Below are 26042 nucleotides of genomic sequence, written 5' to 3'. Positions count from 1 at the left end.
CCGCCGCTACGGGCATGACGGATGCGGTCGGCGTGGCTCAGTTGAGGACGACGGTCACCGCGCGGCGGTTTTGCGCCCAGCTCGCCTCGTCCGATCCCAGCGCGACCGGGCGTTCCTTGCCGTAGCTGATCGTCGTCAGGCGCGACGGATCGATGCCCTTGGCGACGAGGTAGTTCTTGGCGGCATTGGCGCGGCGGTCGCCCAGGCCCAGGTTGTATTCGCGCGTGCCGCGCTCGTCGGCATGGCCTTCGATCGTCGCGCGCACCTGGGGAAAGCGTTGCAGCCAGGCGGCCTGGCTGTCGAGGATGGCGCGCGCATCGGCGTCCACGTCGCTCTGGTCGAGGCCGAACAGCACGGTGTTAGAAGTCACCGAGCGGCGGAAGTCGGCATCCGAACCGGGCACGACGGTGTCGCCGACCGGACCGGTCGCGGGCGGGGGCGTATTGAGGCCGGCGGTGTTGTCGACCGGAGGCGGCGGCAGCTGCTTGGGCTTGCTGGCGCAGGCCGCCAGCGAAGCGAGTGCGGCTGCGGCGAGCAGCGTGTGGGTCAATCTTGCCATCGTCATGTCTCCCGTGACTGGAACGTTTCGCCCCCGAAACTCCCTGTTCGTAACGCTTTACGGCCGTAAGGGTCCCCAGGCCGGATCCGACCCGTCGAGCGGCGTCGGGATGCGGCGCTCGACCTGGCCGGTCAGGTCGACCATCCACAGGTCCGCCTTGCCGCCGCTGCCCGAGCCTGAGCGGTAAAAGGTGATGACGCGGCCGTTGGGCGACCAGCTCGGCCCCTCGTCCTGGCCGCGGGTCAGGATCTTCTCGCCGCTGCCGCTGGGCGACATGGTGCCGATGCGGAAGGCGCCGCCCAATTTGGTGAAGGCGATGAGGTCGCCGCGGGGGCTCCACACCGGCGTCGCATAGCGGCCGCCGCCGAAGCTGATCCGCTGCTGGTTCGATCCGTCGGCGTTCATCACGTAGATCTGCTGGCCGCCCGACCGGTCGCTCTCGAAGACGATGCGGCTGCCGTCGGGCGAATAGCTGCCGCCGGTATCGATGCCGGGCGAATTGGTGAGCCGCTGCGGCGTACCACCCTGCGCCGAGACGCGGTAGATGTCGGTGTTGCCGTTCTGCGCCATCGAGAAGAGGATCCAGCGGCCGTCGGGCGAGAAGCGCGGCGCGAAGGTGAGGCTGGCGTTCTGCACCACCCGGCGCGGGCGGCCCGAGCCGAGATCGTAGACGTAGATCGACGGCCGGTCGTTCTCGTAGCTCATGTAGACGATAGACTGCTGGTTCGGCGCGAAGCGCGGCGTCAGCACGATCGACTGGCCGTTGGTGAGGAAGCGGTGGTTGGCGCCGTCCTGGTCCATGATGGCGAGGCGCTTGATGCGCTTGCCCTTCGGCCCCGTTTCGCTGACGTAGACGACGCGGCTGTCGAAATAGGGACCTTCGCCGGTCAGTCGCGAATAGACCATGTCGGCGCATTTATGGCCGGCGCGCCGCCAGTCGGCGGGCGAGACGACGAAGCCGGTACGCTTCAGCTCGATCTTGGAAAAGACGTCGTACAGATAGCAGCCGATCGTCAGGTTGCCGTCGCCGTTGGCGCGGACGAAGCCCTGGACGAGCGCCTGCGCGCCGGTGCCGCCCCAATAGTCGAACGCGGGGGCGTTGACCTCCTGGAAGCCGACGGGGCGCAACTGGTTGGCGCCCAAGGGCGTGAACAGGCCGGAGTTCCTGAGGTCGTTGGCGATGATGTCCGCCATCTGCCGGCCGAGCGCGTCGGTGGAGCCGGCGGGCGTATCGACGACCTGCGCGGTCGGCATCGCGGGAATGGCGATCGGCATCGGTGCCGAGACGCCGCCGGTGACGGAGACCTCGAGAGGCGCCGGACCCTGCTGTCCCGCGGGCGCGGCCTGATCCGGCGGTGCGGGTGCGTCCTGCGCCATGGCGGGGGCGGCGAGGGCGACGCCCAGCGCTACGAGCAGGGATCGGATCATGGGCATCGTCTGAAACCTCTTTACCTTCACTGGCACCAATCCCTCGTCACCCCGGACTCCTTCCGGGGTCCACGTGTCCGCGGCGGCTGGCCTCTCGCCGCCTGTGTCGCCGCTTGCCGCCCGGTGGCCCCCGGAACACATCCGGGGTGACGCCGTGTGTGCGGCAGGACTCACCGGATCTTCCACTGGAAGTTGATGTTGTTCCAGCCCCCCGAGGGGGTGGAATAATATTCCGCCGGCAGCTTCAGCGGCGAGCAGCCCTTGAAGGCGGCGACGCCGAGGTCGATCACGCGCTGCTTGTAGCGTTCGTTCTCGTCGGTCACCCCGGCCTGACGGACCATGCGCGGCGTGGCCGCGAGCGTGCCGTCCTCGTTGAGCTTCAGGTTGAGCGTCGTCACGATCTCGTTGGCGCCGGGGCCGGGGTTCACCTGCCGGTCGGCGCAAGGCTGGATCTGCCGTGCGATCGCCTGGACGATGCCGGCCATCGCGCGCGCATCGATCTTGGCGGCGCGGGGGGCGGTGGAGGTGCTGGTCGACGGTTCGCTGGTCAGCCCCTCCAGGAAATTGGCGCCGAGCCGCGATCCGCGCGGCTTGGCGGCCTTGGCGGTTTCGCTGTTGCCGGTGCCCTTGGCGGCGGCGGGCTTGGCCAGAGCGGAGGGCTTGGCCGCGGTCTTCGCCGGTTTGGCAGGGGCGGCCTTCGCCGTTTCGCGGGCGGGCGCCGGCTTGGCCGCGGGTTTCGTCGGAGCTTCCGCCGCGGGCTTCGGCTTGGGCTGCGGCTTGGCCGGGGCGGGCTTCGGCTTGGGGGCCGGCGCGGGCTGGGGCTTGGGCGGCGCCGGTTTGGGCGGCGCCGGCTTGGGCTGGGGCGCGGGCGGCGCGGGTTCGGGTTCCGGCTCGGGTTCGGCGACCGGTTCCGCCGGCGGCGCGGCATCCTCCGGCTCGCCCTGCTCGGGCGCGACCGACTGGGCGGGCGGGGTGACGGATTGCGGCGCGGTCGCCTCCAGCCCGACGTCCTTCACCAGGCTGACCTCCATCGGGGTCTGCTGGAGCTTTTCGGGGTTGGGCGTGGCGAGGAAGCCGACCGACAGCAGGCCGAAGAGCACGACGTGTCCCGCGACCGCGACGCCAAGGCCGATCTTCTCCGCGCGATCCATCAGCGGGCGTCTCCGCCTTCCACCGTCACCAGCGACACGCGATTGAGGCCGGCGCGGTTGAGTTCGCCCATGACCCGCATCACCCGGCCGTAATCGAGCGCACGGTCGGCGCGCAGGAACACCTGCGGCGGCTCACCGCCGGCCTGCACCGCGGCGATCCGTTCGAGGCGCTGCGGCAGCGCGGTTTCGGCGATTTCCTCGTCATCGAGGAACAGCTTGCCTTGCGCGTCGAGCGACAGCTGCACCGGCTTTTGATCCTGGTCGAGCGCCTTTGCCCGGCTGTCGGGCAGGTTGACCGGCACGCCCGCGGTGAGCAGCGGCGCGGTGACCATGAAGATGATGAGCAGCACCAGCATCACGTCGACCAGCGGCGTGACGTTGATGTCGGCGACCGGCGCGCGCCGGCCACGGCCGCGCTGCGAGGGGAGGTTCATGGCCATTAGATCCTCCCCGGCACGGGGAGGGGGACCGCGTCACGCAGTGACGTGGTGGAGGGGGCTCTCCACACAATGCGGCGCCTGCGGGAGCTCCCCTCCGTCACCGCTGCGCGGTGCCACCTCCCCGTGCCGGGGAGGAGTTGGAAGACGCCGCTCACCGCGAACCGTCCAGCTGGCGCGAGAGGGTGGTGTGGAAGCCATCCGCGAAGCGATTGAGTGCGGCCTCGATACGGTTCACGCCGTGGCTGAAGCGGTTGTAGGCGATGACCGCCGGGATCGCGGCGAACAGGCCGATCGCGGTGGCGAACAGCGCCTCGGCGATGCCGGGGGCGACCACGGCGAGGCTGGAGTTCTGTGCCTGGGCGATGCCGGTGAAGCTGCGCATGATACCCCATACCGTGCCGAACAGCCCGACGAAGGGCGCGACCGAGCCGATCGTCGCGAGGATGTTGAGTCGATCGCCGATCCGGTCGATCTCCAACGCGGCGGCGGCGCCCATCGCGGTCGCGAGGCGCTCGCGCGTGCCGCCCTTGTCGATCGATCCGCCCGCGGTGGAGCGGCGCCATTCCTTCACGCCGGCCACGAAGACGCGCGCCGAGGGCAGGTCCTTGTCCCCTTCCGCCTTGTAGAAGGCGTCGATATCCTCCGCCTTCCAGAAATCGCGCTCGAACCCGGCCATGCCCTTGCGGATGCGACCGAGGCGCCGCCAGAAGGCGATGATGAGCGCCCAGGTCCAGATGCTGGCGCCGAGCAGCCCGGCCATCACGATCTTCACGACCACGTCCGCCTGCAGGAACAGTGCGACCGGCGACAGCGTCGCCGCATCCATGTTGAACACCGGATTCATGAAGAGGTCCCCTGCCAGATCAGGCTTTGATAGATATCGACCCACGCGGCCGGTTGACGCTTCGGCCGCCCCGATGGCGCGACCAGCGCCGCCGTGACCTCGGCCTCCGTCAGAACAAGCGGACCGCGCCTGACTGTTTGATGAATAACGACGCTGGCGGCGCGCACGACGGCCATGCGGCTGACGACGAGCAGCGCATCGTCGAGGCGCGCGGGCGCGCGGTAGCGGATGGAAAGATCGGCGACCGCATAGACGCCATCGCCCGCATCGTGGACGCCGCGCTGGTCGATCCCGGCGAGGCGCAGCATGTCGGAGCGCGCACGCTCCATGTAGCGCAGGTAATTGGCGTGATAGACGACGCCGGACAGATCGGTGTCCTCGAAATAGACGCGCACCGGGAACCGGTGCTCGCGCCCTTCGAAGCGTCCCGCCTGCGGCTGGTCGATCGCGTCCTCACCCATAGGGTGGCGGCGTTAACCGAACCGCGCGCCAGGGGAAACCCCATAGGCGCGTGGCCCGGGCAGGATCAGTGGGTTACGACGGCGCCCGTATCCGCGAAGACGCTGGGGTCGAGTTCCAGTCGCGGACGCGCGGCGGGGATGGCGGCGGGGACCGCCTGCACCACCGCGCTGGCGGGCGTCGCGACGTTCATCGCCATGCGGTTCGCCGCCGCCCGCTGGGCGCGCCAGGCGTCGAAGGCGGCGTAGAAATCGGTGAAGGGTTTTTCCAGCACCGCCAGCCGGCCGGCGGCAAAGGCGGGCAGATCGGCCGCGGTGACGGTCGCGCCGTCGGCCAGCGTCGCGGCCGCGGCGTTGCAGAAGGCGTCGTGCGCGGGCACCTGGCTGAAGAAATTGTAGAGCCGCGTCATCTGATCGTCGTAGCGATCCTGCCAGTCGCCGCCGCCGCTCTTGAATTCGGCGGCAAGGCGGGTCTGCGCGGTGGCGAGCGCCGCCTTCTGCTGGGTGAGCAGCGCATTGTAGCCTGCGACGATCGCCGCCTCGTCGGAGCCGCGGCAGGCGAGCGCGGCGACGTTGAGCGCGGCGCGCAGGTGCCAGACGGTGGCATCGGCACTGAGGTTGCGATTGGGCGTGGCATAGCGGCCGTCGCTCATCAGCGCGGGGATCGCCATGCCGGCATAGCCGCCCTTGGGCATCGCAAGCGGGGCAGGAGCGGGCGTGGGAAGCGGCGGCGGGGCGACCGCCACCGTCTTCGGCTTGACCGCGCAACCGGCGAGCAGCGCCAGGCCGACCGCGGTGAGAGCTATGTAACGGCGCATCGCACGAATCCTTCCCTGCCCCCCGGCAAGGTGCGGATCATCGCGCAGGAATGGTTAACGGGAGGTAAGGATCACGCTCGTTTCTTTCCCGGCACGGGGAGGGGGACCGCGCCGCGCAGCGGCGTGGTGGAGGGGCAGCCCCAGGCGACGTGCCTGCTTGGCCGCCCCTCCGTCAGCGCCTTGCGCTGGATTTACGCAGTGCGCTTCTCCAGCGCGCTTGCGGCCTCGGTCATCAAGGCGGCGATGATGTCGGCGATCGGTTCTTCCCGGGTCACCATGCCGACCGACTGGCCGGCCATGACGCTGCCGTGTTCGATGTCGCCGTCGATCACCGCACGGCGCAGCGCCCCCGCCCAGTAATGCTCGATCTGCAACTGCGCCTCGGCCATGGCGACGCGGCCTTCGTCGAGACTCTGCGCGACCTCGCGCTGCTTGGCGGTGAAGAGTTCGCCGCCGGCATTCTTGAGCGCGCGCACCGGGATCACCGGCAGGCGCGGGTCGATCTGCACGCTCGCCACCGCGTCGCGGGCGGAGGCGCGGATGAACGCCTTCTTGAAATTGGCATGCGCGATCGATTCGGTCGCGCAGACGAACCGCGTGCCGAGCTGCACGCCCGCCGCGCCCATGTCGAGATAGCCGGCGATCGCCTCGCCGCGGCCGATGCCGCCGGCGACGAACACCGGGACCGCCTCGGCGATCTCGGGCAGCATCTCCTGGGCGAGCACGCTGGTGGAGACGGGGCCGATATGGCCGCCCGCTTCCATCCCCTCGATCACCAGCGCGTCTACCCCCGAACGGATCAGCTTCTTGGCCAGCGCCAGCGTCGGCGCGAAGCAGATGACCCTGGCGCCGGACTCCTTGATCGCCTCCAGCGCGCCCTTGGGCGGCAGGCCGCCGGCGAGCACGACGTGGCCGACCCGGTGGCGCGCGCAGACCGCGATCAGGTCGAACAGCGCGGGGTGCATGGTGATGAGGTTGACGCCGAACGGCCTGGCGGTCAGCGCCTTCGTGCCCGCGATCTCCGCGTCGAGCAGCTCGGGCGTCATCGCGCCGCAGGCGATCACGCCGAAGCCGCCGGCGTTGGACATGGCGGCGACGAGGTTGCGCTCGCTGACCCACGACATCGCGCCGGCCATGATCGCGACCTCGCTGCCGAGGAAGGCGGCGCCGCGCGCCATGCGGCGCCGCAATCTCTCCCCTCCTGCGTGCAGGGGGGGCTGGGGGAGGGCTTGGACGGCGGTTTCGTTGGCAGCGAGAGTCATGGCTTACGCCATGCCCTCCCCCGGCCCCTCCCGCAAGCGGGAGGGGAGTTTACCGGCTTACGCCGCCTCGGCGTCCAATCCGTAGGCGGTGTGGAGGACGCGGACCGCCAGCTCCGTTTCGTCTTCGTGGATCAGGACCGACACCTTGATCTCGCTGGTCGAGATCGCCTGGATGTTGATGCCGCGCGCGCCCAATGTGGTGAACATCGTGCTGGCGACGCCCGCGTGGCTGCGCATGCCGACGCCGACCACCGAAATCTTGGCGACGCGCGTATCGTGCACCAGCTCGCCGAAGCCGATCGCCTCGCGCGCCTGGTTGAGCGATTCCAGCGACCGCGCGAGGTCGGCGGACGGCACGGTGAAGGTGACGTCGGTCGAGCCGTGGTTGTGCGCGATATTCTGGATGATCATGTCGACGTTGATGTTCGCATTCGCGAGCGGTTCGAAGATCGCGGCAACCGCGCCCGGCTTGTCGGGGACGCTGGTCAGGGTGATCTTCGCCTCGTTCTTGTCGTGCGCGATGCCGGTGATCAGCTGGCGTTCCACGTCGTCAATCTCCTCTTCGCCGACGATCATCGTGCCGGGCAATGTGTCCGCCATCGGAGCATCCTCGCCGGTGAAGGACGAGAGCACCTGGACGCGGACCTGTTCCTTCATCGCGAGGCCGACCGATCGGGTCTGCAGCACCTTCGCGCCGACGCTGGCGAGTTCCAGCATCTCTTCATAGGTCACCTTGGCGAGCTTGCGCGCACGCGGCACGATGCGGGGATCGGTGGTGTAGACCCCGTCGACGTCCGTATAGATGTCGCAGCGGTCGGCCTTCACCGCCGCGGCCACCGCCACCGCCGACGTGTCCGACCCGCCGCGGCCGAGCGTCGTCACCCGATTATCGTCGGTCAGGCCCTGGAAGCCGGGGATCACCGCGACCTCGCCCGCGCCCATGCTGGCGAGCAGTGCGTCCGTCTCGATGGTGCCGATCCGCGCCTTGGCATGGGCATCGTCGGTGTGGACGGGCAACTGCCAGCCGAGCCACGAGCGTGCCTTCACCCCCGCCGCCTGGAGCGCGATCGCCAGCAGGCCGCTGGTGATCTGTTCGCCCGCCGAGACGACGACGTCATATTCCTTCGGGTCGTAGAGCGAGGACGCCTCGCGGCAGAAGCCGACCAGCCGGTCGGTCTCACCCGCCATCGCCGACACGACGACGGCGACCTCGTTGCCCGCCTCCACCTCGCGTTTGACGCGCGCCGCGACGCTCCGGATGCGCTCGATCCCGGCCATCGACGTGCCGCCGAACTTCATCACGATCCGCGCCATGGGTTCTCGCCAAACTCCTTGGGGTAAAGGGGCCGTCCTGATAGGTAGGGGGCATGGGAAGCGCAAGCAGCACGATCGATCCTCCGCGGGCCAGCACGATTGACCCCCGCGAAGCCAGGCATTTCGGGGCCATGGCGCAGGACTGGTGGGACCCCAAGGGCTCGTCGGCGATGCTGCACCGGCTGAATCCGGCACGCCTCGGCTATATCCGGGCCGCAATCGACCTGCATTGGGACGGCGACGACACCAGCTTCACGCCGCTGTCCGGCAAGACCGCGCTGGATGTCGGCTGCGGTGCCGGCCTGCTGTGCGAGCCGCTGGCGCGATTGGGCGCGCATGTCACCGGCATCGACGCGGCGGCGGAGAATATCGCGGTGGCAGCCACGCATGCGGCGGCAAGCGGCCTCGCCATCGATTATCGCGCCGTCGGCGTGGAGGCGATGACGGGGCGCTTCGACCTCGTCACCAGCCTGGAGGTGATCGAGCATGTCGCCGATCCCGCCGGCTTCGTCCGCGGCCTTGCCGAATGCCTGGCCGACGACGGGCTGCTGATCCTGTCGACGCCCAACCGCACGCCGCTCTCGCGCCTGGCGCTCATCACGCTGGCGGAAGGGACGGGCCGCATCCCGCGCGGCACGCACGATTGGGACAAGTTCCTGACCCCGGACGACCTTGCCGACCTGCTGACCCGCGCCGGGCTGACGGTGACGGACGTCACGGGGCTGGGCTTTTCGCCGGCCAAGGGCTTCGTGCTGAGCGAATCGACGGCGCTCGATTATTTCATCACCGCGAAGCGCGTGCGGGCTTAACCGAGCGCCTGATCGAGCAGCTTGGCGAGACGAAGCCCGCCGCGCTCCACCTCCAGCCGGGCGACGGGGACGATCCGGTCGATCGTCGCCGCGTCCAGCGTCACCTTGGCGGGCGACGGCGCGCAGGGATCGCCTTTCAAGGCGCTTGCATAGACCACGTCATGCGCGACCTGCCATGATTCGCGGCTCCAGTCGGTGACGGTGCCGGCGGCGATCCGGCGCTTCTCCGCGGCGGGATAACGGCGGACGAGGCTGGGGCCGCTGGTGATCGCGCGCTCGGCGAGCGTACCGTCCCAGATCGAATGGAGGTTGAAGCGCCTGGGGCTGTAGCTGCCATATGCGGCGGCGAGGTCGTTGCCGCCCTTGTCGTGCTTCTCGCCGGCATGGAGTGGCTGGTGCAGGTCGCCGACGAAGTGGATCAGGAAGACGAGCGCCTGCGCGCGCTCCTTCGCCGAAGCACGGCGGTCCTTGAGGATCGCGACGTCGCGCGTGATCTGCGCCGAGACGCAATTGCCGTCCTTGCAGGCCTCCTCCAGCGTGAAGGGCGCGCAGACGTCCACGTCCTGGAAATGCCAGTTATAGGCATAGCCGAAGCGCGGCTTGCCATCCGGGCCCTTCAGCGGCTTGACGCAATCGGCCCAGGTGCTGGCGCCCTCGATCGTGGTGGCCGGGCATTGCGGCGTGTCGAGCAGCGGCGTCTGGGCGAGCAGCTTGCGGATCGCGACGCGGGTGCGCGGCGCGACATTGGCATAAGCGATCCGCGCTACCGTCTGATGCCCGAATTCCCAATAGGCCTGGGCAGGAGCGGCGAAGGTCAGGGCGGCAAGCGCCACGGTGGTGAAGCGAAGCGAGATCATGGCGACGCTTTAACGATCGGACAGTGATGCTGACAGTGAAAAGGCGTTCACTCGTCGCCGTAGACCGCCACCTCGCGCAGGCCCGCTGCCGTGGCGCGGGCGCGGTACATGCCGGGGGTGGTGAAGGTCCAGACGGCCTCGCCGCCCGACGCGGTGACGATCACGCCGCCGGTGCCGCCCAGCGCCTTCACCTCTGCCATCACCGCCTCGGCCGCGGCCTGCGGGCTGTCGCCGGCGAGGCGGATGCGTGCCGCGATCTCATGTGCGACGCCGACCCGGATGAAGAATTCGCCCGAGCCGGTGCAGGAGACGGCGCAGGCGCGGTCGTCGGCGAAGGTCCCCGCGCCGATCAGCGGCGAATCGCCGATCCGCCCCCAGCGCTTGCCGGTGACGCCGCCGGTGGAGGTCGCGGCGGCGAGATGGCCGGCGGCATCGCAGGCGACCGCGCCGACGGTGCCGTATTTCATGTCGACGTCGAACGCGTCGGCTCCATTCGCGTCCTGGGCGCGGGCGAGCAGTTCGTCGAGCTGGCGGCGTCGCTCCGGCGTGGCGAACCAGGCGGGGTCGACCGCCTCCAAGCCCTGTTCGCGGGCGAAGCTTTCCGCGCCGGTGCCGCTCAGCAGCACGTGCGGGCTCGCCTCCATCACGCGGCGGGCGAGCGCCACCGGCGATCGCGTGGTGGTGAGGCCGGCGGCGGCGCCGGCGGCGCGATGGTGGCCGTCCATGATCGCGGCGTCGAGTTCGATCGTCCCGTCGCGGCCGAAGGCGGCGCCGCGGCCGGCGTTGAAATGCGGATCGTCCTCCAGCACCTGCACCGCCGCCTCGACCGCATCGAGGGCGCTGCCGCCGGCCGACAGGATCGCGCCGCCCCGATCGAGCGCGAGGGCGAGCGCCGCGCGCACGCCGGCATCCTGTTCGGGCGTCAGGCGGTGGCGCTCGATCGATCCGGCGCCGCCGTGGATCACCAGCGACCAGGGAGTGGGGGTCATGATGCAGCCTTATGCGGATGGGGCAGGGGACGCAGCCCGATGAGCGGGCGCAGCCAGGCGATGCGGCGCCCGAGCTGGTAGAACAGGACGCAGCCGGCGACGGTCGCCGCGACCAGCACCGCGAACTCGGCGCCGCCGGGCAGGCCTGCCGGCATCAGCCAATAGGCGACGACGACGATGATCGTCTGGTGGACGAGGTAGAAGGGGAAGACCGCCTCGGTCAGCATCTGCCGCACGGGCGCATCGCGGTTCCAGTGCCGCTCCGCAAAGCCGATCAGCGCGACGATCGTCCCCCATTGCTGCACCGCATGCGCCGCGCCGTAGAGCGGGTAGACCCAGCGCGGCGCCCCGCCGTCCAGCACCAGCTCGACCGCGAGGATGAAGCCGTAGCCGGCGATGCCCATCGCCGCGCCGACCCAGCGCCAGCGCACGCAGGCGGCGAGCACCGGCGCCGATCCCGCCAGCGCGAAACCGAAGAGGAAGGCGGGCAGGTAGCTCATGTGCGCCATCGCATCGTGCGCAGGGTCGTGCGTCTCATAGCCCATCGGGAACCACCAGGCATGGATGCAGACCAGCCAGGCGAGCGGCAGCACGAGCAGCGCCGGCCCGTCGAACAGGCGATCGAACACCCGCTGTGCGCCGCGCCAGCGGATGGCGATGACCAGCAATGCCAGGACCAGGGTGTAGAGCCACAGGTAGAGCACGAACCACAGGTGGTTGAGCGCCGGCAGGACGATGCCGCCGAGCGCGCCGAAGCGGAAATAATCATGCACCCAGAAGGAGAGGAAGCCGCCGGCATAGCCATGCTGCGTCACCAGCTCCACCCAGCTTTGCGGCGGTACCACCACTGCGACGCCGAAGGCGAGCGGCACCAGCAGCCGCGCAGTGCGCTGGCGCAGGAAGCCGCCGGTATGGCTCGCCCGGCTGAGCAGCGCGCGGCTGGCATAGCCCGACACCACGAACAGCAGGCTGAGCCGCCAGGCATTCACCGCCAGCATCGGCAGCACGGCCCAGTCGGCGCCGTTCGGGCTCTTGGCATGGAACCCCCAGGGAACGAACACCATGCCGACGTGATAGACGATCAGGATCGCAAAGGCGGCGACACGCAGCCAGTCGAGGCCATAATGGCGGGAGATGGGGAGCCGATGGGAAGGTGGGGGCGACATGGAACCGCACCCGCCCTACACCACCGACTTTGAACCGCAACCCGGCTGCTGTATATAGCGCCCCATGTCCTTACGTCCGTGGCGCGATATCGTCCGCCGTCAGAGCCGCCAGATCATGGTCGGCAACGTTCCCGTGGGCGGCGATGCCCCGGTCACCGTGCAGACGATGACCAACACGCCGACGCCCGACATCCGCGCGACGCTGGATCAGATCCGGCGTTGCGAGGAGGCCGGCGTCGACATTATCCGCGTCTCGTGCCCCGATGTCGAATCGACCGCGGCGCTGAAGCAGATCGTGCGCGGCAGCCGCGTGCCGATCGTCGCCGACATCCATTTCCACTACAAGCGCGCGCTGGAGGCGGCCGACGCGGGCGCGGCGTGCCTGCGGATCAATCCGGGCAACATCGGCAGCAGCGACCGCGTCGCCGAGGTGGTGCGCGCCGCCAAGGCCAACGGCTGTTCGATCCGCATCGGCGTCAACGGCGGCTCCCTGGAAAAGGACTTGCTGGAGAAATACGGCGAGCCGTGCCCCGACGCGCTGGTGGAAAGCGCGCTCGACCATATCAAGCTGCTGCAGGATCACGACTTCCACGAATATAAGGTCGCGGTGAAGGCGTCGGACCTGTTCCTCGCGGTCGCCGCCTACCAGCAGCTGGCCGAGGCGGTGGATTGCCCGCTGCACCTCGGCATCACCGAGGCGGGCGGCTTCGTCGGCGGCACGGTGAAATCGTCGATCGGCATCGGCAGCCTGCTCTGGTTCGGCATCGGCGACACGATCCGCGTCTCGCTGTCGGCGGAGCCCGAGGACGAGGTGCGCGTCGGGTTCGAGATCCTGAAGGCGCTCGGCATCCGCAATCGCGGCGTGCGTGTCGTCAGCTGCCCGTCCTGCGCACGGCAGGGCTTCGACGTGATCCGGACCGTGCAGGCGCTGGAGGAGCGGTTGCAGCATATCCGCACGCCGATGAGCCTGTCGGTGCTCGGCTGCGTCGTCAACGGCCCCGGCGAAGCACGCGAAACCGATATCGGCATCACCGGCGGCGGCAACGGCAAGCACATGGTCTATCTGTCGGGCGTCACCGACCACCATGTCCAGGACGAGGGCATGATCGATCATATCGTCCGCCTGGTCGAGGCCAAGGCGGCGGAGATCGAGGCGGCGGAGGCGGTCGCGCAGCCGCAGGCGGTGGCCGCGGAATAGGTCCTGTGCTAACAGTCAGGTCCTGGAGGACGTGACATGACCTATCATGCCAAGGTGATTGCAGGCGGCAAGATCGTGATCCCTGCCGATCTGCGGCGTGAACTGGGCATCCGCGACGGGGACACGCTGGTCGTCGACCGGACCGAGGATGGTGGCGTGCGTCTGATGACCTTTCAGCAGGTCATCCGCGAATCGCAGGAAAAGGCGCGGGCGATCTTTGGCGAGGACTATACCGTCGACGCGTTCCTGCGGGAGCGTCGCGCCGATTGGGGCGAGGAATGACCATCGTCGTCGATGCGTCGGCGGTCATGGCCTTGATGCTGGGTGAAGCGGGAGCGGATATGGTCATGCAGGTCGTCCGCGGCAGTTGCATGTCTGCTGTCAACGTATCCGAATGCTGTGCGCGGGGCGTCGAGCGCGGCGCGCGCGCCGACGAGGTGCTCGCGATCCTGCGCGCCTATGAGATCGAGATCGTACCGTTCGACCTCCCCCTGGCGGTGGAGGCGGCGCGGCTGCGCGAGCCTACCCGCCCGCAAGGCGCGTCGCTGGGCGACCGTGCCTGCCTGGCGCTCGCGATCAGCCGGAGCGCGCCTGTCTACACGAGCGACCGGCGGCTGTCCGAGATCGACCCGGGTATCGGCGTCGACATCCGCCTGATCCGATGAGCCGGCACGTCTCGCCCGTCACCGCCTTCGGCGTCGCCGCGGGCGGGATTGCCGTCTACGCGGCGATGGATGCCATCATGAAGGGGTTGTCGATCGCGCATGGCGCCTATGCGGCGGTGTTGTGGCGCTCCGTCGCCGGCGTCGTGCTGCTCGGGCCGGTGTTCCTCGCGCGGCGCAAGGCGTGGCCGACGCGCGCCGCGCTGCGCCTGCATGGCGCGCGCGGGCTGATCGCCGGCGGATCGGTGCTGCTGTTCTTCTGGGGTCTCGTCCGCGTGCCGATGGCGCAGGGCGTGGCGCTGACCTTTCTGGCGCCGTTGATCGCGCTCTTCCTCGCCGGGCTGACGCTGGGCGAGCGCATCCGCCGCGCGGCGATCGGGGGATCTTTGGTCGCCAGCCTCGGCGTGCTCGCCATCGCCGCGGGCCAAGTGCAGGCGCGTGCCTCGGAGGAGATGGTGCTGGGCAGCGTGGCGATCATCGCTGCCTCCATCCTCTATGCCGGCAGCCTGATCCTGCTGCGGCGGCAGGCGCAGGTCGCCGATCCGCTGGAGGTGGCGCTATTCACCAGCATCGTGCTGAGCGGATTGCTGCTGGTCGGCGCGCCGTGGTTTGCCGCCATGCCGATGGCGGCGGACCTGCCCGCGATCGTCGCCGCCGCCGCGCTCGGCTCGGTGTCGGCGGTGGCGCTCGCCTGGGCCTATGCGCGCGCCGAGGCGCAGGTGCTGGCGCCGGTCGAATATACCGCCTTCGTCTGGTCGGCGCTGTTCGGCTGGCTGGTCTTCGCCGAGCGCGTGTCGCCGTGGACGGTGGCGGGGGCGCTGCTCATCATCGCCGGGTGCCTGGTCGCGGTACGCAAGCCCGCGCCGGGGCCGCAGATCGAGGTTGCGCAATGATCCGTCCCGCCACGCCCGCCGATGTCGCCACCATCCTCGGCTTCGTGCGCGACCTTGCCGCGTTCGAGCGCGAGCCCGATGCGGTGGAGGCGACGGAGGCGAGCCTGCACGACGCGTTGTTCGGGCCGCGGCCGGCAGCGGAGGCGGTGATCGCCGAGGATGCCGACGGGGCGCTCGGCTTTGCGCTGTTCTTCCACAATTTCTCGACGTGGAAGGGGCGGCGCGGTCTGTACCTCGAAGACCTGTACGTGACGCCCGAGGCGCGCGGCAAGGGCGTGGGGACCGCGCTGCTGCGCCATCTCGCCGGAATGGCGGTGGAGCGCGACTGCGGCCGGTTCGAATGGGCGGTGCTCGACTGGAATGCCGATGCCATCGCCTTTTACCGCCAGATGGGCGCGGTGGGGCTGGAGGATTGGACCGTGCAGCGCGTCGATGGCGACGCGCTGCGACGGCTGGCGAAAGCCGACTGACTCAGTCGTCGCGGCCCGGCACGTCGTGGTCGTGCGGTTCCTCGCCTTGCGCCTTGGCGGCTTCGTAGCGCTCGACCGCCTCCAGCGTGATGCGGCGCGCTTCGTCGGCGTCGCCCCAGGTGCCGATGCGCACCCACTTCTTCTTCTCCAGGTCCTTGTAGTGGGTGAAGAAGTGCTCGATCTGCTCGAAGACGATCTCGGGCAGATCGTCGCGGCCGCCGACCTTGGTATAATACGGAAAGGTGGAATCGACCGGCACGCAGACGAGCTTTTCGTCGCCGCCGGCTTCGTCTTCCAGGTTCAGCACCGCGATCGGCCGCGCCCGCACGACGCAGCCGGGGATGAACGGCGAGCGCGAGACGACCAGCGCGTCGAGCGGATCGCCGTCCGGCGACAGCGTGTGCGGCACGAAGCCGTAGTTCGCCGGGTAGCGCATCGGCGTATGCAGGATGCGGTCGACGAACAGCGCGCCCGACGCCTTGTCGAATTCGTATTTCACGGGCTCGCCGCCGGTCGGCACCTCGATGATGACGTTGAGGTCGTCGGGCGGGCTCTTGCCGACCGGAATCAGATCGATACGCATGAAAGTCCCTTGTTGGTCGTTACCTGCTGCGGTCAGCGCGGCATCAGCAGCTTGTCGAGGCCGGTCTCTCCCGTGCCGACCTTCTGGAGGCGCGGATAGCGGGGGCCGCCGTGATAGTCGATGGCGACTTCGCGGTAGCGTGGCCCGTTCTTGACCAGCAGGCGGATCGGCTCCTTCGAGGATTGCGCCGCCACGATCGCCGCCTTCATCACGTCGCCGCTATATGCCGCGCCATTGACCGCCTGGATCACCGTGCCGACGTCCAGCCCGGCCTTGAACGCGGGCGAATCCCAGATCACCGCGCTGACCTCGCCATCACGGCCGACCTGGAGGCCGACCGAGAAGCTGACGTTGATCGTGCCGCTCTTTTCGGCGCGGGTGAAATAGGGCGTGGGTTCGGGGCCGTAGACCAGCTTGTAGCCGTTCATCGCAAAGCCCTCGACCGGCGCGGGCTGGCCCGTTTCGGTCAGGCGCCGCTGGAGGAAGCTCGCCCAGTCATACGGCTGGATCGCGTTCAGCGTCGCGGCGACATCGTCGAACGTATAGGTCAGCTCGCCCCAGTCGCCATCGCGCACGCCAAAGAAGGCGCGGGCGAAATCGTCGATCGACTTGGTGCCGCCCGACTGCTGGCGGAGCATCGCATCGACCTCCATCCAGACCATCAGGCCCTCGTTGTAATAATCCTCGCTGCGCTGCCAGCTGGTCCAGCCCTTGGGCTTGCGCGAGGAGATGATCGGATCGTTGGTGGTGTCGATGAGGTTGCGCCACTGGCGTGCGGGCGCCAGCGCATAGCTGCCGGCGATGCCGGCATAGGCGTCCAGCGTGTCCTGCTTGCTGACCAGGCCCGAGCGCGCCTGGAGCACATAGCCCCAGAATTGCGTCTGCCCCTCGTACACCCACAGCGACTTGTCGCGCATCGGCGTGCGGTAATCGGGCGTCCACAGTTCGGCACCGCGGCGGAACTTGCCGTCCCAGCTATGGGTGAATTCATGCGGCAGCAGATTGCGGGCGGCGACGTTGGCGTCCCATTCGGTGAAATAGGTGGGACGCGACCCGTTTTCCGAGCTGCGATGATGTTCGAGGCCGATGCCGCCCAACTGGTCGGACAGCGACAGCAGGAATTCGTAACGGTCGTAATGCTGCGCGCCGAAGGTCTTCACCGCCTGCTCGACCAGCCGCTTGTGCGCGTCGATCTGCTCGGGCTTGGCGGCGAGCAGTTCGGGCGAATCGGCGAAGACGTTGAGGTTGACCCGCGGGCTGAGCGCCCAGACCTTGCCGTAGCGGCCGGCGAGCAGCGGCGAATCGACCAGGATCTCGTAATTCGTCTTGTCGTAGGTGTAGGTGGAGCCGGTCGCCTTGGACGGGATCGCACCCGCCGCCGTCCAGCCGGTGGGGAACTTCACCGTCATCTGCACCGGGATCTGGCGGGTGAAATAGCCCGCCGGGTAGAGGCTGACCGAATTGGGCTGCAGGCTGATGAGGTTGGGCGTCACCGCGATGCGGCCCTGGTCGCTCTTGGTCGCCGACAGGAACTGGAACTCCGCCTCCAGCGTCCGGACGCCGGCGGGCACGTCGATGTGGAAGGCGAAGACGTCGACCATGTCGCGCGTCCAGGGGATGACCTTGCCGTTGCCGCGGATGACGAGGCCCGCGAGCTTCTCGATCTCGCCGCGCGGGGAATGCGCGCCGGGCAGCCACTTGGGGAACAGCAGCGCCATCGGCCCCGCCTTGGCGACCGGGATCGTCTCGCGGACGCGGAAGATGCCGCGTTCGGTATCGGTGGCATCGACGTCCAGCTTCAACGTGCCCGGGTAGGGGATATCCTGGGCTAGCGGGATGGTGTCGGTGAACGGCACCGGCTGGGGGGCGCTGTTGCCCGCGGGGACCTGCGCCAGAACGGGCGCGGCGGCGGACAGGAAGAGGGAGGCGACGAGAAGCTTGCGGATCATGGAAATCCTTCGGGCGATAGATTGTTGCGCAAATGTGTAATCGTGCAAAAGGTCAGCCGTCCAGCCTTATCAGCCGCTGCTGCCACCCAGCACGTTGATGGTGAAGGCGAGCACGCCGAGGTTGAAGACGAAGGCGGCGAGGGACTGGCCGAGCACGACGCGGCGGATACGCTGCGACCCGATCGACACGTCGGACGTCTGGAAGGTCATGCCGAGCGTCGCGCTGAAATACAGGAAATCCCAATAATCGGGCTCCTCGGTATCCGGGAAGTCGAGCCCCCGGCTGTCCTTCGCCTCGTCGTTGGCGAGATAGAAGAGGTGGGCGTAGTGCAGCGCATAGACCAGGTTGGAGAATAGCCAGGCGAGCACCAGCGTGGCGATGACCAGGGCGATCGCCAGCGCGTCGTTGCGCCCCTTCAGCTCGCCGGCCACGGCGACGAGGATGACGATCATCGTCGCCGCCGTAATGCCGAGCAGCACCCCGCGATTGGCGTCGTTGTCCCGCGCCGCGCGCCGCATGCGATCGGCGGTGGCATGGCCGAACAGCGGCACCAGCGAGATGAGGAACAGCAATGCCGCGATGTCGAACCCCGCCATCACGCCGCGTCCCTTGCCCAGCGCCGGGATCAGGAGCGCGAGGGCGGCGGCGAACACCAGCACGAACAGCGCGAAGCGCGGCGGCGCGATGCGGCTGCCGATCCCCCAATAGCGTTGTGTCCGGATCATGTCGGGGGTGCTAGCGCGCCGCCACGCTCTCGCCTAGATACCGCGGCCTTATGGCCCGTATCGAAACGCCGCGCCGGGTGCGCGGGACCCAGGATATCTTCGGCGAAGACCAGCGCCGCTTCGCGCAGGTGCTCGACACGTTCGATCGCGTGCGGCGGCTGTATTGCTTCGCCCGCGTCGACCTGCCGGTGTTCGAGGCGACGGAGGTGTTCGCACGCTCGATCGGCGAGACGACCGACGTGGTGTCGAAGGAAATGTACACCTTCCCCGACCGCGGCGGCGATTCGCTGACCCTGCGGCCGGAATTCACCGCCGGCATCGCGCGCGCCTTCCTGACCGAAGGGTGGCAGCAATATGCGCCGCTGAAGCTCGCCACCAGCGGCGCGGTGTTCCGCTACGAGCGACCGCAGAAGGGGCGCTATCGCCAGTTCCACCAGATCGATGCCGAGATCCTGGGCGCGCCCGAGCCGGCGGCGGACGTCGAGCTGCTGGTGATGGCCGACCAGCTGCTGCGCGACCTCGGCATCGCAGACGGCGTGACGTTGCAGCTCAACACGCTGGGCGATGCCGCGACCCGCGAGGCGTGGCGCGCCGGCCTGGTCGCGCATTTCGAGGCGCATCGCGGCGAACTGTCCGAGGACAGCCTGACCCGGCTCGACAAGAATCCGATGCGCATCCTCGATTCCAAGGATCCGCGCGACCGGCCGATCGCCGATGCGGCGCCGGATATCGATGCGTTCCTGACCGACGAGGCGCGCGCCTTCTTCGACGCGGTGACGGCGGGGCTGGATGCGGCGGGGGTCGCATGGACGCGCAACGCACGGCTGGTGCGGGGACTGGATTACTATCGCCACACCGCGTTCGAGTTCGTCACCGATCGGCTGGGCGCGCAGGGGACGGTGCTGGCCGGCGGGCGCTACGACGGGCTGGTCGAGAGCCTGGGCGGGGCGCCGACCGCCGGTGTCGGCTGGGCGGCGGGCGTCGAGCGGCTGGCGATGCTGCTGGCGGAGCCTGAAGCTGACGCGCCTCGCGTAATGGTAATCGGCCAAGCAGAATGGCTCGCAACGTCAGTCATCGCTCTAACAGCGGCTCTTCGACGAAGTGGCGTTGTAGCTGACTCAATTTTGACGGGATCATTGAATAAGCGATACGAAAAAGCTCAGGCCCGGCGTCCTGAACTTGTGTTCGTAGTAACTGCCGGGTTTGACGATCAAGGCCAGTCGCCAAGAACATTGGTTGATGTGAAGCGCGGTAAAGGCGCCGGCACAATGGACGGCGTGCAGGCCGAACGGATTGCCCGCGAAATGCTAGCTCGCCTTGGAACAATCGAAGAACTTGATGATGAGGCGCGTATAGGTGCCGACTTAGCGGTCTGGCTACCGCAATGACCACCATTTCCCGCGAACGGATCGCGCAGATCGAGGCGCGGCGGGACGAGTTGCAGGCGCTGATGGCGACCGGCGACCTGCCTTCCGACCGGTTCGTCGCCGTGTCCAAGGAATATGCCGAGCTGGAGCCCGTCGCCCAGGCGGCGGGCGAGGTGCGGCGGCTGCGCCAGGAGGCGGAGAGCCTCGCCTATATGGCGGAGGACACCGGCGACGAGGAATTGCGCGCGATGGCGGCCGAGGAGCTGCGCGAGAACCGCGCCGCGCTCGACGCCGCCGACCGCCGCCTCGCGCTGGCGCTGCTGCCGCGCGATGCCGCCGACGAACGCGCGGCGATGCTGGAAATCCGCGCCGGCACCGGCGGCGACGAGGCGGCGCTGTTCGCGGGCGACCTGCTGCGCATGTACCAGCGCTATGCCGAGGCGCAGGGCTGGCGGGTGGAGGTGATCTCCTCCTCCTCGTCGGACGCGGGCGGGTTCAAGGAGGTTGTCGCCTCCGTCACCGGCACCGGCGTGTTCGCGAAGCTGAAGTTCGAGGCGGGCGTCCACCGCGTCCAGCGCGTGCCGGTGACCGAGGCGGGCGGGCGCATCCACACCTCCGCCGCGACGGTCGCGGTGCTGCCCGAGGCGGAGGAGGTCGACGTGCGCATCGACGAGGCCAAGGACCTGCGTATCGACGTGTATCGCTCGTCCGGCCCCGGCGGCCAGTCGGTCAACACCACCGACAGTGCGGTGCGCATCACCCACCTGCCGACCGGCCTCGTCGTTATCCAGCAGGACGAGAAGTCGCAGCACAAGAACAAGGCCAAGGCGCTAAAGGTGCTGCGCACCCGCCTGTACGAGGCGGAGCGCGAGCGGCTGGCGAGCGAGCGGTCGGGCACCCGGCGCGCGATGGTCGGCTCGGGCGATCGCTCCGAGCGCATCCGGACGTATAATTTTCCGCAGGGGCGGGTGACCGACCACCGCATCAACCTGACGCTCCATCGCCTGCCGGAAATCCTGGAAGGCGAGATGGACGAGCTGATCGGCGCGCTGATCGCCGAGGACGAGGCGGAACGGCTCGCCGCGCTGGATGGGTGAGGCGTCAAGCCTCCCCGCGCCGTGCGCGGGGAGGAATGGTGTGCCCCATACCTCTCCCATCCCGTCATCCCGGCGCAGGCCGGGATCCATGGACGCGCGCGGACGGTGGGTCGCGGCAACCTCGATCCGATCCTATCCATGGGTCCCGGCGTACGCTGGGATGACGGGTTGAGGGTGTCGGGCTCTTCCCTCCACGCCGCACTCGCCGCGGCGGCGGCGCGGTTCGGCTTCTCGCCCACGGCACGGCTCGATGCCGAGCTGCTGATGGCGCATGCGCTCGGCATCGACCGCAATGCGCTGCTGCTCGACATGCAGCGCCCGGTGCCGCCGGGCTTCGCCGCGCTGGTCGAACGTCGCGCGGCGCACGAGCCGGTCGCCTATATCACCGGCACGCGCGGCTTCTGGACGATCGACCTTGCGGTCGGTCCCGGCGCGCTGGTGCCGCGGCCCGACAGCGAGACGCTGCTGGTCGCCGCGATCGCGCATTTCGCCGGCCGGGCACCTGCGACCATCCTCGACCTCGGCACCGGTCCCGGCACGCTGCTGCTCGCCGCACTGGACGAATGGCCTGCGCGTGGCCTCGGTATCGATCGATCGGAGCAGGCGCTGGGCTATGCACGGGCGAATGCCGCGGCGCTGGGCATGACGCCGCGTGCGTTGTTCGTCCGCGGAGACTGGGCGGCGGCGATCGACGCGCGCTTCGACCTCGTGCTCGCCAATCCGCCCTATATCGGGACAGCCGAGGCCCTGCCCGACGAGGTGCGCCGCCATGAACCCGCCTCCGCCCTGTTCGCCGGGCCCGACGGCCTCGACGATTACCGCAGCCTCGCGCCGCAGCTGGCCCGACTGATCGCGCCGGGTGGCTGTGCGGCGGTGGAGATCGGCCATACCCAGGCCGATGCGGTCGCCGCTGTGTTCGCCGCAGCGGGCCTTGCGAGCGTGGTCCACCGCGATCTCGGCGGGCGCGATCGCTGCCTGCTGGCGACGCCGGTGGAGGCGCACGCGCCACAGGGTTGAAAGAAGGGACCGCAATCCGCATATTTCGCTTGTCGGACCTGCCCGTCGCCAGCTATTGGTCGGGCCGGGGCACGCTTCATCAACGATTGCGCGGTAATCGTCGGGCAGTGACCCGCATCCTTCGTCAGCAGGCCGCTCTCGCCCGGCGGCCATGACAGGCTCGAGCGTTGCCTATGGCACGCCGCGACCCGGAGGGTTGCACCGTACGACCGGGAGCGAAGGCCGGAGGATCGGCCGGATTGGTTTTGAGGACCATTTACTCAGATCATGGGACAGTAGCTTGATCAACAATCGGCAGAACGGCCGTCGGCGCGGCCGTGGCGGCAACAACAACAACAACAACGGCGGCGGCAACGGTCCGCGGCAGGGCGGCCAGGGGCGGCCCGACAACGGCAATCGCATCGACAGCCGCGCGCGCGGCAACGCCAACCAGCTGTTCGAAAAGTACAAGAACCTCGCCAGCGAGGCGCAGCGCCAGGGCGACCGGGTCAACACCGAATATTACCTGCAGTTCGCGGATCATTATTTCCGCGTGCTCGCCGACCAGCGAGGCCGCTTCGAGGACAATCAGCCGCGCCGCCAGCAGCCCTTCGACCTCAACGACGACGAGGATTACGGCGACGAGGGCGAACCGATCCGCGCCGGCGAGCAGGACGGCGACGTCCAGCAGCCGCAGCAGCGCGAGGATCGCCCGCAACGCCAGAGCCGCAACTGGGAAGAGCGCGGCAATCGCGACGATCGCGGCAACCGGCCGCAGCGCGAGGAGCGCGGGGCGCAGGACGATCGCGGCCAGCGCGAAGACCGTGTCCAGCGGGACGACCGGCCGCAGCGGGACGAACGCCCGCAGCGCGAGGATCGCGTCCGCCGTCCGCGTTTCGAGGCGGAACAGCCGGTGGAGGTCGCCGGCCAGCGTCGCGCCGATCCGGTCGCCGAGGGCGAGTCGCTGGCCGAGCGGGCCGAGGCGGTGCTTGAGGCGGATTCGCCGGTATTGGCGCCCAAGCCGCGCCGCGGCCGCCCGCGGCGCGATGCGCAGCCCGCTGCACCGGCGACGGCGCAGGATGCCGAGCCGGAGAGCAACGGTGTCGACGCCGACCGCCTGCCGCCGTCGCTCAACATCGCCGCGGCTAACGATGCCGACGACGAGGCGCCCAAGCCCCGCCGCCGCCGCACCACGCGCACCCCGGCCGCCGAAGCGCCAGCGGCCGAGTAAGCCGCCGCTCAGCTGCCGATGCAAGAAGGGCCGGTTCCGCGAGGAGCCGGCCCTTTCGCGTTGAACGCCCGTGCCATCATGCGGAGCGATGACCGACCGTCTTCACCCTGGAGCGCCCGACACGATCCGGTCGTTCAAGCCCTAATCGTCGAACCGGTCGACATTCTCGTCATGGCCCGTGCCCGAACTGAGGAAGACGAGGCCCATCAGCGCGCCTGCCATCACCACCGATCCGCCGACGCCGCCCAGCACCGCCAGCATCGTCACCAGCGCCAGCGGCCCCTGCACCCAGGCCAGCGCCACGATCGCGGCGGCGCTGCACGTCGCGGCGACCAGCACCATCCAAGCCATGATCGCGCGAAAGCGCCCCCAGGCGTAAGCGGCATGGGCAGGATCGTCGAGGCCGGGACCGGGTTCACGCATGTTTTTGCCAATGCCGCGCAAACGTGATCTGTTCCAGTCCGCACCGCCGTTCGCACGATGGCCGGCGGGCGGGACGAGGAGGCGCATGGCATGACGATCGGAGCGATCCTGCGGAACAAGGGGGGCGACATCGCATCATTGCCCCCGACGGCGACGGTGGAACAGGCGGTGGCGCTGTTCGCCGAACGGCGGATCGGCGCGGTGCCGGTGGTGGATGGCGGCGCCGTCGTCGGCATCTTTTCCGAACGCGACGTGGTTCATTGCCTCGCGGGCGAGGGCGCCGCCGCGCTCGGCCGGTCGCTGGAGGCGGTGATGACGCGGCCGGTGCAGACGGTGACATCGGCGGAGCCGGTGATCGGCGCGCTGTCGCTGATGACGCGCCGGCGCATCCGCCACCTGCCGGTGGTGGAGGGCGAGGCGCTGGTCGGCTTCGTCTCGATCGGCGATCTCGTCAAATATCGCATCGACCGGATCGAGGCCGATGCCGCGGCGATGCGCGATTATATCCAGCAGGGTTAGGCGGCGAGCGGGCGCTTCGTCACCAGCGCGATCAGCTCGCGCACCGTGTCGCGTGCGAACAGCGCCAGCCACATGCCGTAGCTGGCCGCGCCGATCGCGACGAGGATGCCGAGGCGCGCCGCGGGCTCCAGCGGCGGCAGCGCCCGGTCGGCGAGCGTCACCACCACCGCCATCGCGATCCCGGCGAAGGCGGACGGCGCGATGGCGGCGGCAAGGTCGCGGGCACGCGCGCCGATCACCGGCAAGGATCGCCGGGTGCTCAACGCCAGGTACAGCGGATAGGCGGCGATCCAGCTCCACGCGAGGCCCTGGGCTCCCCAATGCACGCCGATCAGAAAGGCGAAGGCGAGCAGGACCGCGCCGACCGCGCCGTTGCGGGCACCGATGCCGGGCCGTCCGCGCGCATCGCAGGCTGGGGCATAGAGCACCTGCACCGTCATGAACGGCATCGCCACCGCGAGCAGCCGCACCACCGGCGCCACCTCCGCCCATTTCGCGTCCAGCATCGTCAGCACCAGCGGCTCGGCCGTTGCGGCAAGCCCGCAGTAGAAGGGCATGGCGACCAGCATGATGATCCGCACCGAGCGGATGAAGGCGCGCGCAACCCCTTTGGCATCGTGCTGCATCCGGGCATAGGCGCTGAACGCCACTTCGTTGAGCGGCGGCACGAACTTCGACACGAAGATCTGCGCGAGGAACAAGGCGGTGGTGTAGATGCCGAGCTGATGCGGATCGAGCCGCCGTCCGCCGATGAACACGTCCGCCTGGCTCTGCAGGAACCAGAAGAACTGCCCCGCCGCCATCACGCCGCCATAGCGGGCGAGATGCCCGACGCCGCGAAAGTCGAAGCTCGGCCGGATCAGCGAGCGTGCGCCCCAGGTCAGCATGATGGCGCGGACCGAATAGAGCGCGATCGGCGCCCATACGAGCGTCCACACGCCCCAGCCCGCGAGCGCGCCGCCCAATGCCGCTGCGGCGCCGGCGAACGATGCCGCGATATTGGCGCTTGCCTGGCGCCGGAATTCCATTGCCCGGCTGAGCAGCGCATAAGGCAACGCAGCGAAGGGCGTGATGACGTAGATGAGCGCCTGCACGCGCAGCAGCGCCGCGACCTCGGGCTGGCGGTAATAGGCTGCGGCGAGCGGCGCGAGCACGATCTGCGCGATCCCGAGGCCAGCGTTGAGGACGATCAGCATCCCGAACAACTGCCTGACCTGCCGCGGCGTCACGTTGTCGCGCTGGATCAGTCCGCTCGCCAGTCCATAGCCGTTCAGCATGTTGAGGAAGACGAGCACGACGCCCGTCATCGCGTAGAGGCCATAGTCGCGCGGATCGAGGATGCGGATGACGAGAAAGGTCGCCGCCCATTGCACCAGCTGCGCCAGGATCTGGCTTCCCGAACGCCACAGCACGGCGCGGCGGACCTGAGTCGCCAGCGATTCGTGTGGGGAGGGTGTGTCAGCCGGCGCGGAATGCATCACGATCCCCTACCGGCCCGAGCCTTCACATCCCGTAAACCTAAGGATTTCCGCCATCGGCGCGGCAATGTGACAGAAAAGTGCAAAAAGGGTTTGACGGTTCGAAACGACCCGCCTAGAGGGGCGTCACCGCAGCGATGGGCCGAACGGCTGGTTGCTGAGGTCGCAGACAATCTGGTGCGCTGAGCCTCTTCGAGGAGGGGTGATGAAGCTGCGCCGGTTCTTTTGTCTGATTGTTCTTTGACATTGTGATTTAGATGAAGGGACATGTGGGCGGCGGCTCGTGTGTGCTGGTTCCTCAGGGGCTGGTGTGCACGTTAAGCTAGTAAGCCGTTCGTATGTCTCGTTACATATC

Annotated in this window: 28 protein-coding genes; 11 read left to right on the top strand and 17 right to left on the bottom strand. The window is 69.0% G+C overall.

Going from position 1 to position 26042, the window contains the following annotated elements; genetic code table 11:
• Window positions 1–37: 37 nt before the first annotated feature.
• The 9 genes from pal to AC4GY7_RS12880 all read right to left on the bottom strand — a co-directional run bounded on the left by pal (window position 38) and on the right by AC4GY7_RS12880 (window position 8274).
• The gene (pal, locus tag AC4GY7_RS12920) at window positions 38–559 is read right to left on the bottom strand and encodes a peptidoglycan-associated lipoprotein Pal (protein WP_491114778.1); all 522 of its coding nucleotides are present in this window, start codon (window positions 557–559) and stop codon (window positions 38–40) included.
• A 57-nt stretch (window positions 560–616) separates the two neighbouring features.
• Window positions 617–1987 carry a Tol-Pal system beta propeller repeat protein TolB gene (gene tolB, locus AC4GY7_RS12915; RefSeq protein WP_491114775.1) on the bottom strand — a complete coding sequence of 457 codons (1371 nt, stop codon included), beginning with the start codon at window positions 1985–1987 and terminating at the stop codon, window positions 617–619.
• A gap of 170 nt (window positions 1988–2157) precedes the next feature.
• Window positions 2158–3138, bottom strand: coding sequence for a cell envelope biogenesis protein TolA (locus AC4GY7_RS12910; RefSeq protein ID WP_491114772.1), 981 nt, complete (start codon window positions 3136–3138; stop codon window positions 2158–2160).
• Window positions 3138–3578: a protein TolR gene (gene tolR / locus AC4GY7_RS12905; RefSeq protein WP_491114769.1), complete on the bottom strand. Its 441-nt coding sequence runs from the start codon at window positions 3576–3578 to the stop codon at window positions 3138–3140. Before tolR ends, AC4GY7_RS12910 begins: the two co-directional genes overlap by 1 nt.
• Before the next feature lie 151 nt (window positions 3579–3729).
• Window positions 3730–4422, bottom strand: a complete 693-nt coding sequence (gene tolQ / locus AC4GY7_RS12900) for a protein TolQ (RefSeq protein WP_443584483.1) — start codon at window positions 4420–4422, stop codon at window positions 3730–3732.
• Complete coding sequence (locus AC4GY7_RS12895) at window positions 4419–4883, bottom strand: YbgC/FadM family acyl-CoA thioesterase (protein WP_491114764.1); 465 nt, start codon at window positions 4881–4883, stop codon at window positions 4419–4421. The genes tolQ and AC4GY7_RS12895 overlap by 4 nt, the downstream gene beginning before the upstream one ends.
• Before the next feature lie 65 nt (window positions 4884–4948).
• Entirely contained in the window at window positions 4949–5698 is a 750-nt protein-coding gene (locus AC4GY7_RS12890; protein WP_491114761.1) for a hypothetical protein, read from the bottom strand.
• A gap of 191 nt (window positions 5699–5889) precedes the next feature.
• Window positions 5890–6876: an NAD(P)H-dependent flavin oxidoreductase gene (locus AC4GY7_RS12885; RefSeq protein WP_491115354.1), complete on the bottom strand. Its 987-nt coding sequence runs from the start codon at window positions 6874–6876 to the stop codon at window positions 5890–5892.
• 141 nt (window positions 6877–7017) lie between these two features.
• Window positions 7018–8274 carry an aspartate kinase gene (locus tag AC4GY7_RS12880; protein ID WP_491114758.1) on the bottom strand — a complete coding sequence of 419 codons (1257 nt, stop codon included), beginning with the start codon at window positions 8272–8274 and terminating at the stop codon, window positions 7018–7020.
• 53 nt (window positions 8275–8327) lie between these two features.
• On the opposite strand from AC4GY7_RS12880, the gene ubiG reads away from it, so the two are divergent.
• Window positions 8328–9083, top strand: coding sequence for a bifunctional 2-polyprenyl-6-hydroxyphenol methylase/3-demethylubiquinol 3-O-methyltransferase UbiG (gene ubiG, locus AC4GY7_RS12875; protein WP_491114755.1), 756 nt, complete (start codon window positions 8328–8330; stop codon window positions 9081–9083).
• Here ubiG and AC4GY7_RS12870 read toward each other — a convergent pair.
• The 3 genes from AC4GY7_RS12870 to AC4GY7_RS12860 are packed head-to-tail and all read right to left on the bottom strand — an operon-like array spanning window position 9080 to window position 12095.
• Entirely contained in the window at window positions 9080–9940 is an 861-nt protein-coding gene (locus AC4GY7_RS12870) for a S1/P1 nuclease (RefSeq protein ID WP_491114752.1), read from the bottom strand. The genes ubiG and AC4GY7_RS12870 overlap by 4 nt on opposite strands.
• 47 nt (window positions 9941–9987) lie before the next feature.
• Window positions 9988–10929: an isoaspartyl peptidase/L-asparaginase family protein gene (locus tag AC4GY7_RS12865; RefSeq protein WP_491114749.1), complete on the bottom strand. Its 942-nt coding sequence runs from the start codon at window positions 10927–10929 to the stop codon at window positions 9988–9990.
• The gene (locus AC4GY7_RS12860) at window positions 10926–12095 is read right to left on the bottom strand and encodes an acyltransferase family protein (protein WP_491114746.1); all 1170 of its coding nucleotides are present in this window, start codon (window positions 12093–12095) and stop codon (window positions 10926–10928) included. Before AC4GY7_RS12860 ends, AC4GY7_RS12865 begins: the two co-directional genes overlap by 4 nt.
• Window positions 12096–12159: 64 nt before the next feature.
• Between AC4GY7_RS12860 and ispG the strand changes: the two genes are divergently transcribed.
• Genes ispG through AC4GY7_RS12835 form a run of 5 tightly spaced genes read left to right on the top strand, consistent with a single transcriptional unit; the run spans window position 12160 to window position 15318 of the window.
• Window positions 12160–13293 (top strand): flavodoxin-dependent (E)-4-hydroxy-3-methylbut-2-enyl-diphosphate synthase, encoded by a 1134-nt coding sequence (gene ispG / locus AC4GY7_RS12855; RefSeq protein ID WP_491114743.1) that lies wholly within the window; start codon window positions 12160–12162, stop codon window positions 13291–13293.
• Window positions 13294–13329: 36 nt separating this feature from the next.
• On the top strand, window positions 13330–13575 hold the full coding sequence (locus AC4GY7_RS12850; RefSeq protein ID WP_491114740.1) for an AbrB/MazE/SpoVT family DNA-binding domain-containing protein: 246 nt from the start codon (window positions 13330–13332) through the stop codon (window positions 13573–13575).
• Entirely contained in the window at window positions 13572–13958 is a 387-nt protein-coding gene (locus AC4GY7_RS12845) for a type II toxin-antitoxin system VapC family toxin (protein WP_491114737.1), read from the top strand. The genes AC4GY7_RS12850 and AC4GY7_RS12845 overlap by 4 nt, the downstream gene beginning before the upstream one ends.
• Window positions 13955–14848, top strand: a complete 894-nt coding sequence (locus AC4GY7_RS12840) for a DMT family transporter (protein ID WP_491114734.1) — start codon at window positions 13955–13957, stop codon at window positions 14846–14848. Before AC4GY7_RS12845 ends, AC4GY7_RS12840 begins: the two co-directional genes overlap by 4 nt.
• Complete coding sequence (locus AC4GY7_RS12835; protein WP_491114731.1) at window positions 14845–15318, top strand: GNAT family N-acetyltransferase; 474 nt, start codon at window positions 14845–14847, stop codon at window positions 15316–15318. The genes AC4GY7_RS12840 and AC4GY7_RS12835 overlap by 4 nt, the downstream gene beginning before the upstream one ends.
• 1 nt (window position 15319) lies before the next feature.
• Here AC4GY7_RS12835 and ppa read toward each other — a convergent pair whose 3' ends face one another.
• From ppa to AC4GY7_RS12820, 3 genes are all read right to left on the bottom strand, one after another.
• Window positions 15320–15901, bottom strand: coding sequence for an inorganic diphosphatase (gene ppa / locus AC4GY7_RS12830; protein ID WP_443584495.1), 582 nt, complete (start codon window positions 15899–15901; stop codon window positions 15320–15322).
• 32 nt (window positions 15902–15933) lie between these two features.
• Complete coding sequence (locus AC4GY7_RS12825; RefSeq protein WP_491114727.1) at window positions 15934–17850, bottom strand: M61 family metallopeptidase; 1917 nt, start codon at window positions 17848–17850, stop codon at window positions 15934–15936.
• Between the two features lie 69 nt (window positions 17851–17919).
• Window positions 17920–18576 carry a DUF1345 domain-containing protein gene (locus tag AC4GY7_RS12820; protein WP_491114724.1) on the bottom strand — a complete coding sequence of 219 codons (657 nt, stop codon included), beginning with the start codon at window positions 18574–18576 and terminating at the stop codon, window positions 17920–17922.
• A gap of 50 nt (window positions 18577–18626) precedes the next feature.
• On the opposite strand from AC4GY7_RS12820, the gene hisS reads away from it, so the two are divergent.
• The 4 genes from hisS to AC4GY7_RS12800 all read left to right on the top strand — a co-directional run bounded on the left by hisS (window position 18627) and on the right by AC4GY7_RS12800 (window position 23267).
• Window positions 18627–19964, top strand: coding sequence for a histidine--tRNA ligase (gene hisS / locus AC4GY7_RS12815; protein ID WP_491114721.1), 1338 nt, complete (start codon window positions 18627–18629; stop codon window positions 19962–19964).
• Window positions 19961–21040, top strand: coding sequence for a peptide chain release factor 1 (prfA, locus tag AC4GY7_RS12810; protein WP_491114718.1), 1080 nt, complete (start codon window positions 19961–19963; stop codon window positions 21038–21040). Before hisS ends, prfA begins: the two co-directional genes overlap by 4 nt.
• 138 nt (window positions 21041–21178) lie before the next feature.
• Window positions 21179–22057, top strand: coding sequence for a peptide chain release factor N(5)-glutamine methyltransferase (gene prmC, locus AC4GY7_RS12805; protein ID WP_491114715.1), 879 nt, complete (start codon window positions 21179–21181; stop codon window positions 22055–22057).
• 280 nt (window positions 22058–22337) lie between these two features.
• Window positions 22338–23267 carry a DUF4167 domain-containing protein gene (locus tag AC4GY7_RS12800; RefSeq protein WP_491114712.1) on the top strand — a complete coding sequence of 310 codons (930 nt, stop codon included), beginning with the start codon at window positions 22338–22340 and terminating at the stop codon, window positions 23265–23267.
• 141 nt (window positions 23268–23408) lie between these two features.
• Here the strand turns inward: AC4GY7_RS12800 and AC4GY7_RS12795 are convergent, their stop codons facing one another.
• Window positions 23409–23690 (bottom strand): hypothetical protein, encoded by a 282-nt coding sequence (locus AC4GY7_RS12795; protein ID WP_491114709.1) that lies wholly within the window; start codon window positions 23688–23690, stop codon window positions 23409–23411.
• Between the two features lie 90 nt (window positions 23691–23780).
• Between AC4GY7_RS12795 and AC4GY7_RS12790 the strand changes: the two genes are divergently transcribed.
• Window positions 23781–24209, top strand: a complete 429-nt coding sequence (locus AC4GY7_RS12790) for a CBS domain-containing protein (RefSeq protein ID WP_443584503.1) — start codon at window positions 23781–23783, stop codon at window positions 24207–24209.
• On the opposite strand, the gene AC4GY7_RS12785 is transcribed toward AC4GY7_RS12790, so the two are convergent.
• Window positions 24206–25687, bottom strand: coding sequence for a lipopolysaccharide biosynthesis protein (locus AC4GY7_RS12785; protein ID WP_491114706.1), 1482 nt, complete (start codon window positions 25685–25687; stop codon window positions 24206–24208). The genes AC4GY7_RS12790 and AC4GY7_RS12785 overlap by 4 nt on opposite strands.
• Between the last annotated feature and the right edge of the window lie 355 nt (window positions 25688–26042).

This window comes from Sphingomonas sp. SP5, from assembly GCF_058313455.1.
This window is presented reverse-complemented; position numbering and strand designations above follow the sequence as displayed.